Source organism: Weissella sp. ESL1139, from assembly GCF_058506735.1.
The window spans coordinates 968449-983711 of record NZ_CP196375.1 but is presented as its reverse complement, the minus strand read 5'-3'; the positions used below and the strand labels follow the sequence as shown (position 1 = coordinate 983711).

The window sequence follows — 15263 nt, the reverse complement described above, 5'->3', positions numbered from 1 at the left end:
AAGGGCAATATTATCTTATGTTATGATTAATATATTGAATACAAAGAAAAGAAGGTCTTAGTGATGGAAGTTATTTATTTACATCATCCATATAAAGCGGACCAAATCAAAAAAGAACCGATTGTCTTAGCAATGGGCTTTTTTGATGGTGTACATGCCGGTCACCGTACCGTTATAGAAAAGGCGGCTACGGAAGCAAAAAAGCGTGGCACAAAATTAGCTGTTTTGACATATGATCACCATCCATCGGTGGCATTTAAAACTTATAAACAACCACTTACTTATTTAACAACCTTACCTAAAAAATTGGAAATATTGGCATCTTTGGGTGTTGATATTACCTATGTTGTAAGCTTTACATCAGAATTTTCACAGTTATCGCCACAAGATTTTGTTGACCAGTATATGGTTGATTTGCATGCAGTTGCAGTTGTAGCTGGTTTTGACCACACTTATGGCGCTAAAAATGCTGACGCTGATATGGCGCACTTGCCAATATATGCTGCAGAGCGTTTTGATGTTATTGAAGTACAACAAGTTAATATCGATGGTCAAGAGAGTGCTTCAACATTAACACGTCATTTAATTGATACTGGTGATTTAGATGAGGCACGTAAATTACTGAGCCGACCATACGAAACGACTGGTGTCATTGTGCACGGCGAGGCTAGAGGTCGTGAACTGGGTTATCCAACTGCTAATATTGAGACTACACCAGGGGAAAGATTACCCGGTGTGGGAATTTATGTTGTTGAATTAGCAATTGGGGATGATTGGTTTGCGGGGATGGCGTCAATTGGTTACAACGTAACCTTTGGTGATAACCGTCCCAAAACAGTTGAAATTAACTTGTTTGATTTTCATCGGTCTGTATATGGTGAAAATGTCAAAATAAAGTGGTATCACTTTTTACGTGGTGAGGTGAAGTTTGCTAATGCAGAAGAACTCGTTGCACAATTAGCAGAAGATGAACGACAATCACGATTGTTTTTACAGAAGGAGGGTAAATAGCGAATATGTCATTTGATGGACTTTTTACACATGCAATGGTTAAAGAATTGAATGAAACGTTAGCTGGTGGTCGCATCATGAAAATTCATCAACCTTATGAAAATGAAATTTTCTTAGTTATTCGGCATAATCGGCAAAATTATCCAGTCTTATTAAGTGCACATCCATCTTTTGCACGTGCCCAAATTTCACGTATTAAGTATATTAATCCACAGACAGCACCCAATTTTGCGATGATGTTGCGTAAACATTTAGAGGGTTCACGCTTAATCCGTGTTGAGCAAGTTGAAAATGACCGTATCATTCGATTTGTTACGTCTGGTCGTGATGAATTAGGTGATGAGGAGCAAACAACTTTAATTCTTGAAATGATGGGACGTCATTCTAATTTGTTTTTGGTTGATGAAGAGACACAAAGAATTATTGAATTAATAAAGCATGTCCCAGCTGATCAGAATCGTGTGCGAACATTGATGCCAGGTGGTACTTACATTTTGCCGCCAAAACAAAATGTCATTAATCCATTCAAAAGTTTGGATGGGTTAGCCAATATTATTTTGGATAATCCTAAAGTCAACGACTTAGCTAAAGAGATTCAGCATCATTTTCAGGGGTTTGCTCGTGATTCTGCCAACGAATTGGCAACGGTTTTACAACATTCAGGAAATGCTTTAAACCTGGCACAAAATTGGTTAAATCAGTTTGATCAACCTGAACCACAATTAGTTTCAACTGAAAAAAATATTGCTTTTGCGCCCTTTAAATGGGAAACTTTAGTGGGCAACAAAGTTAACTTTGATAATTTAAGTGAATTGTTGGACTCATATTTTTCCGAAAAGTCTGAACATGATCGTGTGCAACAGCAAGCAGCAATTGTTTTAAGAACGGTTCGCAATGAGCTAAAAAAGAACAAAAATAAAATAAAGAAGCAACAACATGAGTTGGTCAATGCAGATCATGCCGATGAATTCCGTGTTAAGGGTGAGTTATTGACTACTTATATGTCACAAATTAAACGTGGTATGACAGAAATTGAGTTGCCAAATTATTATGATAATAATGAAATGCTGACTATTCCATTATCTAATCAAATTGGGCCATCACAAAACGCGCAAAAATATTTTACTAAGTATAATAAGTTAAAAAACTCAGTAAAGTATTTAAATTCACAAATTGCTTTGGCACAAAAGGAAATTGATTATTTTGAAACTTTGTTAGCGCAAATTGATATTGCATCCCCTAAGGATATTGCTGAGATTCGAGATGAATTGACTCAAGAAGGTTATTTGCGTGTTCAAAATAAAAAGCGACAAAAAACTAAGGTTAGCCAACCGGAAAAGTTTTATGCTAGTGATGGGACTTTAATTGAAGTTGGTAAAAATAACTTACAAAATGAGCGTTTATCAATGAAAACGGCCCGTAAATCAGATATTTGGCTACACACTAAGGATATTCCTGGTTCTCACGTGATTATTCATGATAGTGAACCCGCAGAAGAAACTTTATATGAAGGGGCTATGTTAGCTGCCTACTTCTCTAAAGCGCGTGATTCAGCAAATGTGCCAGTAGACTATCTACCAGTTCGGCGACTTAGAAAACCAAATGGAGCAAAACCTGGTTTTGTGATTTTTGAAGGTCAAACAACGATGGCAGTAACACCTGATAGTCAAATGGTCCAAAAATTACGTCAAAATAAATAATAAAATATTAAGGGTCAGACTAATCACGTGTATTAGTCGGCCTTTTTTAGTATCTTATAGTAGACAAGATATATAATAAAAAATGAAACGTTATAGCGAGGCATCATGATGAAAAAAGAAATTGCATTGGGTGATATTAAAACCATGAAAGCAGCAATTGCAAGTGGTGTGAATCGAGTGGAATTAAATGCTCACTTAGAGGTTGGTGGTTTAACACCAGATTGGAAAACCGTGGTTACAGCTGTTCAGATTGCCCAAAAGGCTAACGTTGATTTAGTGGTGATGATACGACCACGAGCGGGTGATTTTAATTATAATAACGCTGAAATTGAAGACATGCGTAAGTCAATTCTTTTGTTTAAGAGTTTGGGTGTTAAAATTGTGATTTTTGGTGTTGTTGATGGTAATGCTAGATTAGCTAAAAGAAATATGGTTAAATTAATAGAAGCAGCAAAACCAATGAAAGTTGTTTATCACATGGCGTTTGATGCAATTGATTATCACTACCAAGAGCAAGCGTTGCGGTGGTTGAATCAATACGGTGTTATTCGTGTCTTGACACATGGTGGCCAATTAGATAAGAAAATTGATGAGACACTGACCCATTTACAAGAAATTATTAAGATGGCACCCAAAAATTTGGTTATAATGCCTGGTGGTGGTATTACTTATAATAATGTGATTGATGTTGCACAAAAATTAGGTGTAGATGAATTGCATGGTTCGAAAATTATTGCCTTATCGTAATATTAAACCATGACGTAATTAATTTGGAGATAGTAAGATGAAAACCATTTTTGAAGCTCTTAAAGAAGTAGAAGAACAATATAAGATTGTTTTAAAAACAATAACTAAAGAAGGTGGCGTGACCATTGCAGAATGGAAGCTACTTAATTTGTTAGCGGATAAAATTGATACACAAGATAAATTATCTAGTGAAACAGGGTTAGATCATTCAACTTTATCACGACAGTTACATGCACTAAATAAAAAGTCATTGATTATGAGTGAATCTATTAGTCATAATAATCGACAATTGCGTTATGAATTAACGCTAGATGGCACTGATGTTCTAAAAACAATTAATGAACATTATGAGAAATTTCAGCAAAGAGCTTTTCAGTTGTGGTCAGATGAAGAAAAAAATATGCTACAAATTTTATTAAATCGTCTCAACCAATCGATAAAGAAACCGCTTTAGCTGAATAGTACTAGAACTAATCTGAAATTGTTTGTTAATTATGGTATGATTTACCGAGTACTAAGTCATTACATACACAAAACAGCATTATTTTAGCATTTATTTATTATAGTTTATGTATGTGCCTATACGTTAATTAACGTAAATAACGTTAAATGGCTTTGAAAGGATTTAATTAAATGAAACTTGCAGTCGTTACTGATTCAACGGCATATTTGAGTCAGGAAGAAATTGATAAATATAATATAAAAGTTGTTTCAATTCCAGTAATTATTGACGGTGTGACTTACCATGAAGGTGTCGATATCACTACTGAAGAATTTTATGATAAATTAATGAATTCATCAGAATTTCCAACAACTTCTCAACCAGCAGTAGGTGATTGGTTAACATTATTTGAATCACTAAAAGCAGAAGGATACGATGGCGCCATTGTCATTAATTTAGCATCTACCATTTCAGGAACGGTTAGCACGGTTGCGGGCTTAAAGGATATGGTTGATGATTTTAAAATCTACGGTTATGATTCAAAAATTACCGTCCGATTAATGGGTCACATGGTCATGAAGGCAGCCCAAATGGCCAATGCGGGTCAAAATATTGATGAAATTATCAGTACGTTAGATAAATTATCAGCAACAGTTGATGAGTGCTTTATTGTTGATGATTTACAAAACTTAGTGCGTGGTGGTCGTTTGTCAAATGCTTCAGCTTTTATTGGTACAATGTTGAAAATTAAGCCATTGTTGACTTTTGACAATGAGACTAATCATATTGTGCCATTTGAAAAAGTGCGCTCAATGAAGAAAGCCATGATCCGTGCTGAAAAGATATTTGCTGAGGCCAAAGAAAAAGCTGATTATCCTTTGCGAGCAATCGTCATTCAAGGTAATGATGAGGAAGCAGGACAAGCATGGCATGACAAGCTACAAAAAGAATATCCAGATATGTTAATCGAATATTCATACATTGGACCAGTAATTGGTGCACACCTTGGAAAGGGTGCGCTTGCATTGGCTTGGTTACGCGACCCAGATTCACTTTGATGAACAAATGATGTTGTACCAATATAAAATATGGTGTTTTTGATAATCATGGTTTTTATTTAGTTATAGAAACTAGATTATCAGTTTTTGTATATCAGTTAATTGAAAAAATAGATTAAAAATGCGATAATTTTAAGTATATTGAATTAGAGAAAACGGGGAATTAATAGGTATGGCCCAAGTAAAAATAGTAACTGACTCAACGGCAATGTTATTGCCTGAAGAGGTTGAAAAATATCAAATTACAACAATTCCATTAACGATTATTATTGATGGTGTGACATATCAAGATGGTATCACGATTACACCAGTAGAGTTTATGGATAAAATGGCAGCAGCTAAGGATTTACCTAAAACATCACAACCTGCTTTAGGTGTCTTTACTGAAGTCTATGAACCATTGGTTGCAGATGGTTCATCAGTTATTTCAATTCATTTAACGAAGGGATTATCTGGATCTGTTGATGCAGCAAGACAAGCAGCTAGAATGGTTGATGGGGATGTCACTGTTGTTGATTCGGATTTGATTGATCGTTCACTTGGTTTAGTTGTGTTGGCTGCTGCTGAAAAGGCTGCTAGTGGTGCAACGCGTGATGAAGTACTTGCGGAGATTGAAGCAGTTAAGGCTAAGACTGAACAATATGTCATGGTTTCTAAGTTAGATAATCTGGTTGCCGGTGGTCGATTGTCAAAGACAGCAGGTTTAATTGCGGGTATGCTAAATATTCGTGTTGGTGCGCATGTTGTTGCAGGTGATATCAATGTTGAAACTAAGGGTCGCGGTGTTAAATCAACTAAGGCATATATTAAAAAGATTACTGATTACTTACAATCAGTTCCTAATGGTGTGCATGCAATCGGTATTTCAACAGCTGGTATTCCAGAAAAAAGAAAAGAATTGGGTGAACAACTAAAAGCAATGTTCCCTGATATTGATATCGTATTACAACAAACAACACCAATTGTTGCAACGCATACAGGTGAAGGGGCAATTGGATTTAGTTATCAGTTAAATTAATTGATTTGAATATGAATAAATAGCGAGGCTAGTTAGCCTCGCTATTTTTCGTGTTTTTTAGAAATATGGTAAAATAGGAAATTAAGTTATTCTTTATAGAAAGGAGTCGTCGAGATGTACAAAAAAATTTCTTTATGCTTAGCGGCAGTTGCAACGTTATTTCTAGTAAATACATCAACGGTTCAGGCAGCCGATAAAAAGTCGATTAATTTTGTTGCAATCGGCGATTCTTTAACTGAAGGAATTGGTGATACAACTGATCAACAAGGCTATACTAAACGTACGGCTGACAAATTACATGATAAATATAATGTTAAGGTTAAAACAGCTAACTATGGTAAAGCGGGTGACCGATCTGATCAAATATTAACGCGTGTTAAGCAAGATCCCAAAGCAATTAAAAAAATAAAAAAAGCCGACGTTATTACGATGACAGTTGGTGGCAACGATCTACAGCAAACATTATTTAAAGCACTTTTTGCGAAATCTGAGCAAGATGTTACTGATCATGTTGCTAAAGAAATGCCAAATTATACTGAAAATTTGACGTCGCTGATTAAGTTTGTGAAAAAACATAATGATCAAGCACCAATTTATCTATTTGGTAATTACAACCCGCTATATGTATATTTAGCTAACCGTGATGACTTGAATGCAGATGTTCGAATATATAATGATATCAATGCTAATTTAGCTTCAGCTGATGCTCAAGTGTATTATGTATCTACATTTAAGACATTAACGTATGGCCAGTACACAACTAAAAAAGAGCGTGAAAAATTACGAGAGTCAGCAAAACAAGCTAATCGAGGTTCTTTGAATAATCGCGTGGTGACGAAAACGTTGCAGTCAAAAATTAATAAAGAACGTAATGAATACATTACAGCAAAAGATCATTATCATCCTAATGATGTCGGGTATGATAAAATGAGTCAATTATTAGTTAAGAAAATGTCAAACAGTAAACAAGAATGGTTGGAAAAGTAAATGAGACAAAAAAATATACGATCAAATACTGATGCGTTGGTTCGAAAGGCGCGTAAACAAGGTATTTTCAAAGGTGTTTTAGGAACTTTACTTGTCATAGTGATTGTTAGTATTGCTATGTTGTATATACCACAAAGTCATAAGCATGTAACTGATACGCAGCCGGAAATTGGTCAAGCTTCTTTTCAGGTTAGCATTAGTCGTAAAGAATTAAATGCACTGGTTGAAAAATATATTAATGCTGATCCATCATTGCGTAAGCAATTTCGTTTTGAAATGCAAAAGCAGGGTATGATGGTGTATGGTACTTATAAATTATTTGGTCAGTCGGTTGATTTTGGTATGAAAATGACACCGGAAGTTACTAAAAATGGTGGTATATTATTACACGCTGATTCGGTTGCAGTTGGGCAGTTACCATTACCTGTAAAGTTTGTTATGAATTATCTTGGTAAAAGGTTAGATTTACCCAATTGGTTAACATTAGATGCACAAAAGCAAACGATATTAATTGATTTAGGAAAGGCACCGAAAGTGCAAGGTGTACGTGCTAAAGCAGTACAAATTGATCCAAAAAACGATAAATTCGTATTCAAAGGAGGATTTTCAGATTAATGAGACGGTCATTTTTTCAATGGTTAATGACACAACGAAATCCAGTAACAAGTGATGAAGTTGAAAATTTCGCCAATGCAGCATTTTATGATACACAATTTCCGAAACATACGGATAATTTTGATTTAGTATCACGATATTTAGAAGAAAATGCCTCATATTTGCACAGTATGTCTATTTTTGATCAAGCATGGTCTCAATATCAGGCATCAGAAGAGTAGTTATTATGATAGGAGTTTAAAATGTCGCAAATCATACAATGGTTTCCAGGTCATATGGCCAAAGCATTTCGTTTAATGCGAGAAAATTTAAAACATGTTGATATTGTTTTTGAGTTGGTAGATGCACGTATCCCGATGTCATCACGTAATCCAGAATTGAATGAAATTTTAGGAGATAAGCCACGTTTATTGATTATGACAAAAACTGATTTGGCGGACCCTGAAAGAACTAAAATCTGGCGTAGTTATTTTGAAAATCAAGGTTTAACTGTTGTGTCATTGGATACACGTGGTCATAAAACACCCCAGCTTATTACCAAAGCAGCCCGTTCAGTGTTAGCTGATAAATGGGCCAATCTAGCAGAAAAAGGTGTTCAAGACAAAGCTATCCGAGCTTTAGTAGCTGGTATACCTAATGTTGGGAAATCAACGTTATTGAACCACCTTGTGACCAAAAATGTTGCTATTACTGGCGATCGACCTGGTGTCACTAAAAAATTACAGTGGTTGAAAACCCCAACGAATTTGGAATTGCTTGATACACCAGGTGTTCTCTGGCCTAAATTTACTGATCAACGGGTTGGCCAACATTTGGCGATGACGGGTGCGATTAAGGATCAACTAATAAACTTAGACGATATTGCATTAGCTGCCTTAAAGTTTTTTAGAGACTATAACCCAGATGCAATTACATCGCGATATCATTTGAAGCCAACAATTTGGGATGAGATGTCTGATGTTGATATTTTGTTGACAATTACGGAAAAATTAGGCTTTAAAGATGATTATGACCGCGCATCTGAGCGCTTGTTATTAGAATTAAGACGAGGTAAGTTAGGACGTTATACGCTAGAATTACCTACTGATAATATTGGTGAAGTTACTGATGACGAGTAGGGAGACAATTGCTGATATTAAAAACGCTTTAAAAAATCAACCAACAACTGTTGATTTTGAACGTTGGCAACAAGACGAGCGTGTTGGTGTAAAAAAATTGTTAGAACAGTACCAAAAGCAGCAAGCGAAAATGATTAAACAGCAAGCAGCCTTTGAACAACGGTTATCTTTTGAAAAAGAAGCATGGCAACAAGGATTACGTGTAGCTGGCGTTGATGAAGTTGGTCGTGGACCGTTGGCTGGCCCTGTAGTAGCTGCTGCTGCTGTGATTGATGGTTCATTCAATATGCCCATTGTTCATGATTCCAAACAGTTAAGTGAAAAAACACGGCTGGCGATTGATCATGAATTGCGTGAACAAGTAGTCGATTTTGCTTTTGGCGTGGTTGCGGCAGAGCAAATTGATCAACTAAATATTTACGAAGCGTCACGTGTTGCGATGAAAAAAGCTATTGAAGGGTTAAAAACACCAGTTGATGGTTTGTTAATTGATGCGATGACCGTTGATTTGGATTTACCACAAGAAAAATTAATTAAGGGCGATGATCGTAGTATTTCAATTGGTGCAGCTTCAATTTTAGCTAAAAATTATCGTGATGATTTAATGCGCCAGTATGCTGAAATGTATCCGGGTTATGGTTTTGAACGTAATGCGGGTTATGGTACTACTGAGCATTTAAATGGCTTAAAAACTTTAGGTGTAACCCCCATTCATCGGCGAACATTTGCACCTGTCAAAAAACATTTATAATAATAGACAAATCACGTTGGTGAGCGTCTCTTTTATTGAGGTGGTTACATGAAACAACGTGATTTTTTATTGTGGTTATTATTGGTTCCTGGTTTAACAATAAAGGGCCGTTATCGAATTTGGCAGTATATAAGTATGCATAAAATGGATAGTGTTTCTATTAATATAGTAGTTAAATTAAGTCGACTTAGTTTGCAAAAGCAAAATGTTATTTATACCTGGTTTTATCAGAAAAATTGGGTTCACCAATTTAAAATAGTACAAAAATTTTCTTTTATTACAATCTGTGATGAGGAATATCCGAAGTATTTATTAGAATGTGTTGATGCGCCGGTTTGTTTGTTTTATCAAGGAAATCTGGCATTATTAAAGCAACCATTAGTAGCTATTGTAGGCGCACGCCAAGCGACAATATATGGTAAAAAGATTTTACAAAGTTGGTTGCCGTATTTGGTCGATGCTGGGTTAACAACCGTATCTGGTTTGGCTTTAGGTATTGATGAATGGACGCATCGATATACGTTACATAATGGTGGCAATACGATTGGGGTAATTGGCACTGGCTTAAATTTTGTTTATCCTAAACGTTCAGACTTTTTACAACAACAAGTAGCTGAAAATGGGTTATTATTATCTGAATACTTGCCTTGGGAAGGACCAAAACGAGAACATTTTCCGGAACGGAATCGAATTATTGCTGGTCTATGTCAAGTTTGTTTGGTGATTGAAGCGCAAAAACGTTCGGGATCGTTGATAACAGCAATGCTGGCTCTTGAACAAAATAGAAGTGTTATGGCATTACCTGGACGCATTGATACAGGTACTTCGCAAGGTACCAATGAGTTAATTTTGGCTGGTGCTACGCCAATATTGACACCGGAACAAATTGTATTAGAGTTTGCAAATTTTTACTGATTTGTTAAAAGATTAATCAATGAGTATTTGGCAAAATTTAGGTTGATAGTGTATAGTACAATACTGTTAGGTATAAAGACTAATTAGAAAATAAAAATAAATTGCAAGAAAAGAGGTGCACGCAAATGGTTTCAACAACTGCTGATAAAGAAAAAAAGACGCGTGCGGCGAAAGCTACAAAAACTAAAACCAAGACTCGAGCGAAAAGCAAAGCTAAACAAAAGAAAAATTTAGTTATTGTGGAGTCACCATCTAAGGCGAAGACAATTGAAAAATATCTAGGTAAAACTTATAAAGTCGTCGCTAGTGTGGGTCATATTCGTGACTTACCGAAATCAACGATGGGGGTCGATATTGAAAATAATTATCAACCAAAGTATATCAATATTCGTGGTAAAGGGGATGTTATTAAATCCTTAAAGAAAGAAGCAAAGGCTGCTAAACATGTCTATTTGGCTTCCGACCCGGACCGTGAAGGAGAAGCAATTGCTTGGCATTTATCATATATTCTGGATTTAGATTCTGAAGCTAGTGATAATCGCGTTGTTTTTAATGAGATTACCAAGGATGCTGTTAAAGAAGCTTTTAAACATCCACGTAAAATCGATATGGATTTAGTTGACGCACAACAAGCGCGCCGCATTTTAGATCGTTTGGTGGGTTATTCATTATCACCTATTCTATGGAAGAAAGTTAAAAAAGGTTTGTCTGCTGGACGTGTGCAATCAATTGCGCTAGGTCTTGTTATTAAACGTGAACAAGAAATTCAAGCTTTTGAGCCTGATGAATATTGGTCATTAGATACAATGTTTAAAAAGGGACGGACAAAATTTAAGTCTACTTTCTATGGTCTTGATGGTAAAAAAACAACTTTGCCAGATAATAATGCTGTCCAAGATGTGCTAACTAAAATTGATAAGAAGCAACCATTTAACGTGGTTCAAGTTTCAACTAAAGATCGTAAGCGTAATCCACAACCACCATTTACGACATCAACCATGCAACAAGCGGCTAATACGCAACTGAATTTCAAAACTCGTAAAACAATGATGGCTGCCCAACAATTGTATGAAGGAATTAATTTGGGTGGCAAAAATGGTACGGTTGGTTTGATAACTTATATGCGTACTGATTCAACTCGTTTGTCTAATACGGCTAAAGCAGAAGCAACAACATTTATCGATGAAGAATATGGTAAAGATTACCTTGCTACTAAACCAGTTAAGGGTAAGCAACAAGAAGGTGCTCAAGATGCCCATGAGGCAATTCGACCTACTTCAGTATTCAGAACGCCAGCATCAGTTAAGGACAAATTAACTAATGATCAATTTAAATTGTATCAATTAATTTGGTCACGTTTCGTTGCTAGTCAAATGGCACCAGAAATTTTAGCTACCATGGCAGTAACAATCGAGCAAAATGGTGTGACGTTTAAAGCAAATGGTTCACAGACTAAATTTGCTGGATTTACAAAAGCTTATCCAGCTGCTAAAAATAAAGACAATAAATTACCAAAGCTTACTGAAGGCGACGAAGTTGATATGGTAACCATGTCACCAGAACAACACTTTACCCAGCCACCAGCACGTTATACCGAAGCAACGCTGGTTCGAGCACTTGAAGAGAATGGGGTTGGACGACCATCGACGTATGCGGCAACAATTGAAACTATTCAACGGCGTGCATATGTGCGGTTAGACAACAAGAAATTTGTGCCAACTGAGTTAGGTGAATTGGTTCAAAATACAGTACAAGAATTTTTCCCAGATATTACTAATATTAAATTTACTGCGCAAGTTGAAGCAGATTTGGATAGTGTTGAAGCTGGTAAGAAATACTGGGTTAAGGTAGTGGACGACTTCTTTACACCATTTTCTAAGGAATTAGAAGTAGCTGAAAAGGAAATGGAAAAGGTTGTTCTAAAAGATGAATTAGCTGGTTATGACTGTGATATTTGTGGTGCACCTATGCTAACTAAATTAGGTAGATATGGTAAGTTCCACGCTTGTTCACGTTTCCCAGATTGTCGTAATACGCAAACGATTGTAGAAGAAATTGGCCTATTGTGCCCTAAGTGTAAGACCGGTCAAATTGTTGAACGTAAGACAAAACGTGGTCGCAAATTCTATGGTTGTTCACGCTATCCTGAATGTGATTTTGTTTCATGGGATAAGCCAAATGAACACACTCTACCTGATGGCACAACGCCTAAAGAAGATGAAAAAGACGAAAAGGGCGAAAAAGAAGAAGTCAAAAATAATTAAGCAATTGCATCTGTTAAGTTAAAGGAGTCATCATGGTTTCAAAAGACACAGAAAATGCTAAACAACTTTTTTTAGATTATTTACGTATTGAAAGACAATATTCTGTTGAAACTCAAAAAGCTTATAAAAGCGATTTAACAGAATTTCTTACTTTTCTAGCTGGCACACAACCTGACTCAGAAATTGATTTAAGTAAGATAACTACTTTTGATGTACGAGTGTTTTTATCTGATTTATATGAAAAAGGTGATGATGCGCGGACGATTGCCCGGAAAGTTAGCTCATTACGGAGTTTTTATCGTTTCTTGATTAATAATGAAATCGTAGATGAAAATCCGTTTATTGGCATAACATTACAAAAATTTGGTCAGCATTTGCCAAGATATTTTTATCATCAGGAATTAAATAGTATGTTTGATGTTGTTATGCAGGATCATTCAACATTAGGTGTTCGTAATTGGTTATTATTAGAAATGTTATATGGGACAGGTGCGCGTGTTTCTGAAATTGTCGGTATGACGTTACAGACGGTTGACCGGCAAGCATGTGTGGTGACGATTACTGGAAAGGGAAATAAAATGCGGGTTGTCCCATTTGGACACTATGCATTAGACGCCCTAAATGAATATTTGGCAAATAGTCGGCCTATTCTAGCTGAAAAACAAAAGGCAGCCAATGATTATTTGTTTTTAAATCAACGTGGAAATGGCTTAACAACGGCTGGCGTTGAGTATATTCTGAAACAAATTGGTAAACAAGCTGGTTTAACACAAGATGTCACAGCACATATGTTTCGACATACATTTGCAACGGATTTACTAAATAATCAAGCTGATTTACGTACCGTACAACAATTACTGGGTCACAGTAGTTTAAGTACAACGCAGATTTATACCCACGTGACAACAGATGCTTTGCAACAAAGTTACCGCAATTTTTTTCCTAGAGCTTCAGAACAATCTGACGATTAATAAAATTGGTATTTACCAATTTTATTTGGTATGATTATTGTAAAGATGCGAAGATTGTGGAGGGCTTATGTCAGTAAAATTAGAAAATGAAAATCTAAGCGTAGTAATTTCTGAATTAGGGGCAGAAATCACAAGTGTTACGAATCGTGAATCCGGCTTAGAATATATGTGGACGGCTGATCCTAATTTTTGGGGACGACATGCGCCAAATTTGTTCCCTATCGTGGGGCGTCTTAAAGGTGATCGGTATAAATATCGCGATAAGACGTATTTCATGACGCAACACGGTTTTGCTCGTGATAATGAGTTTGATCTAGTTGAAAAAACTTCTGACTATGCACGTTTACGTTTAGTTGATAGTGAAGAAACCCAATCAATTTATCCATTCCATTTTCAATTAGATATTATTTATCGATTGACTGAGCAGGATACATTGGGTGTTACGTACGTTGTTACAAATACGGATACGCATGAAATTTACTTTTCTGTTGGTGGTCATCCAGGTTTCAGAGTACCGCTAGAGGAAAATGAAAAATTTACTGATTATTACGTTAATATTGAGCCAAATCGGATTTACAATCGTTCAAAGTTAGTCGGACCATATTTAGATAATAATTTGGATACGACCTTTAACACAGATATTCCGCTACGTTTACGACGTGATGATTATAAAAATGATGCGATTATCTTACGATTAGATGGTAATCCAGTATCACTTGTTTTAGCGAAGCTGAATGAGTCACATGGTGTTACAATGCACATCCAAGATGCAAAGTATGTTGGTATTTGGACGCCGTATGGTAAAGAAGCCCCATTTATTTGCTTAGAGCCATGGTGGGGTGTTGCTGATACAGTTGATGCTGATGGTATTATTAATCACAAATATGCGATTAATGAATTGGCTCCAGCGCAAACATTCACTGGTTCATATTCATTATCATTCTTTTAAAAAATTATAATAAAAGCTCTCAATTTTAAGGCATAGATGATTAAATACCTTTCAATTGAGAGCTTTTTGCTTTTTAATAGTTATTTTTTTGTAAACCAGTATATTAATCCAAAAGGAACTTTGGATTCAGTGCCATTAAAGATACGCTGGATGTTGCCACGATGCCGGTAGAAGACAAAGATAGTCAAAACTAAGGCAATTGTTGAAAGTAACCAATCATGTAACCAGAATATAGATAATACAGTTACAACTGTGAAACCTAGCAGTGATCCAACTGAAACCATGCTTGTAAGAATAATTGATGAAATAAAGGCAATCACAGCAGCGGCAAACATTGAGGGACTATATAACAAAAGAACCCCAACAGATGTTGCAACTGCTTTACCACCTTTAAAGCCAATCCACATTGAGAAGGTGTGACCCAAAATAGCACCTAAACCAACTACCATGTATGACCAATGTGGCGCAGGTCCCCAAATGACCGCCATTGAGGCACCTAAAATACCTTTACATAAATCAATAATCAGGGTGATAACACCAGGGACAACACCTAAAGTACGAAAAGTGTTGGTCGTACCAATATTACCTGAACCTAAATTTAAAATATCTTTCTTATAAAAGATTTTACCAATCCAATAGCCAGTCGGAATGGAACCAAATAAATATGCTAACGCAAAACTAATGATAAAATGAAAAATCGTCACAACGATATCTCCT

At 36.0% G+C, this 15263-nt stretch carries 16 protein-coding genes; 15 read left to right on the top strand and 1 reads right to left on the bottom strand.

Going from position 1 to position 15263, the window contains the following annotated elements:
• The first annotated feature begins 63 nt into the window (after window positions 1–63).
• The 15 genes from ribF to ACSYSF_RS04650 all read left to right on the top strand — a co-directional run bounded on the left by ribF (window position 64) and on the right by ACSYSF_RS04650 (window position 14546).
• Window positions 64–1011: a riboflavin biosynthesis protein RibF gene (gene ribF, locus ACSYSF_RS04720; RefSeq protein ID WP_489868388.1), complete on the top strand. Its 948-nt coding sequence runs from the start codon at window positions 64–66 to the stop codon at window positions 1009–1011.
• Window positions 1012–1016: 5 nt separating this feature from the next.
• Window positions 1017–2711: an NFACT RNA binding domain-containing protein gene (locus tag ACSYSF_RS04715; protein ID WP_489868387.1), complete on the top strand. Its 1695-nt coding sequence runs from the start codon at window positions 1017–1019 to the stop codon at window positions 2709–2711.
• 105 nt (window positions 2712–2816) lie between these two features.
• On the top strand, window positions 2817–3458 hold the full coding sequence (locus ACSYSF_RS04710; RefSeq protein ID WP_489868386.1) for a copper homeostasis protein CutC: 642 nt from the start codon (window positions 2817–2819) through the stop codon (window positions 3456–3458).
• Between the two features lie 37 nt (window positions 3459–3495).
• A complete protein-coding gene (locus ACSYSF_RS04705) occupies window positions 3496–3912 on the top strand; it encodes a MarR family winged helix-turn-helix transcriptional regulator (protein ID WP_489868385.1) in 417 nt (138 codons plus the stop codon).
• 179 nt (window positions 3913–4091) lie between these two features.
• Window positions 4092–4958 carry a DegV family protein gene (locus ACSYSF_RS04700; protein ID WP_489868384.1) on the top strand — a complete coding sequence of 289 codons (867 nt, stop codon included), beginning with the start codon at window positions 4092–4094 and terminating at the stop codon, window positions 4956–4958.
• A 172-nt stretch (window positions 4959–5130) separates the two neighbouring features.
• Window positions 5131–5976: a DegV family protein gene (locus tag ACSYSF_RS04695; protein WP_489868383.1), complete on the top strand. Its 846-nt coding sequence runs from the start codon at window positions 5131–5133 to the stop codon at window positions 5974–5976.
• 114 nt (window positions 5977–6090) lie between these two features.
• The gene (locus tag ACSYSF_RS04690; RefSeq protein WP_489868382.1) at window positions 6091–6963 is read left to right on the top strand and encodes a GDSL-type esterase/lipase family protein; all 873 of its coding nucleotides are present in this window, start codon (window positions 6091–6093) and stop codon (window positions 6961–6963) included.
• On the top strand, window positions 6964–7578 hold the full coding sequence (locus ACSYSF_RS04685) for a YpmS family protein (RefSeq protein ID WP_489868381.1): 615 nt from the start codon (window positions 6964–6966) through the stop codon (window positions 7576–7578). It begins immediately after the preceding gene.
• A complete protein-coding gene (locus tag ACSYSF_RS04680; protein WP_489868380.1) occupies window positions 7578–7799 on the top strand; it encodes a YozE family protein in 222 nt (73 codons plus the stop codon). The genes ACSYSF_RS04685 and ACSYSF_RS04680 overlap by 1 nt, the downstream gene beginning before the upstream one ends.
• A gap of 21 nt (window positions 7800–7820) precedes the next feature.
• Window positions 7821–8696, top strand: coding sequence for a ribosome biogenesis GTPase YlqF (gene ylqF, locus ACSYSF_RS04675; protein ID WP_489868379.1), 876 nt, complete (start codon window positions 7821–7823; stop codon window positions 8694–8696).
• On the top strand, window positions 8686–9447 hold the full coding sequence (rnhB, locus tag ACSYSF_RS04670; RefSeq protein WP_489868378.1) for a ribonuclease HII: 762 nt from the start codon (window positions 8686–8688) through the stop codon (window positions 9445–9447). Before ylqF ends, rnhB begins: the two co-directional genes overlap by 11 nt.
• A 48-nt stretch (window positions 9448–9495) precedes the next feature.
• Window positions 9496–10362, top strand: coding sequence for a DNA-processing protein DprA (gene dprA, locus ACSYSF_RS04665; RefSeq protein ID WP_489868377.1), 867 nt, complete (start codon window positions 9496–9498; stop codon window positions 10360–10362).
• A 125-nt stretch (window positions 10363–10487) separates the two neighbouring features.
• On the top strand, window positions 10488–12626 hold the full coding sequence (gene topA / locus ACSYSF_RS04660; RefSeq protein ID WP_489868376.1) for a type I DNA topoisomerase: 2139 nt from the start codon (window positions 10488–10490) through the stop codon (window positions 12624–12626).
• A 32-nt stretch (window positions 12627–12658) separates the two neighbouring features.
• Window positions 12659–13597: a tyrosine recombinase XerC gene (xerC, locus tag ACSYSF_RS04655; RefSeq protein ID WP_489868375.1), complete on the top strand. Its 939-nt coding sequence runs from the start codon at window positions 12659–12661 to the stop codon at window positions 13595–13597.
• Window positions 13598–13664: 67 nt separating this feature from the next.
• A complete protein-coding gene (locus ACSYSF_RS04650; RefSeq protein WP_489868374.1) occupies window positions 13665–14546 on the top strand; it encodes an aldose 1-epimerase family protein in 882 nt (293 codons plus the stop codon).
• An 80-nt stretch (window positions 14547–14626) separates the two neighbouring features.
• On the opposite strand, the gene plsY is transcribed toward ACSYSF_RS04650, so the two are convergent.
• On the bottom strand, window positions 14627–15250 hold the full coding sequence (plsY, locus tag ACSYSF_RS04645; protein WP_489868373.1) for a glycerol-3-phosphate 1-O-acyltransferase PlsY: 624 nt from the start codon (window positions 15248–15250) through the stop codon (window positions 14627–14629).
• Window positions 15251–15263 lie beyond the last annotated feature (13 nt).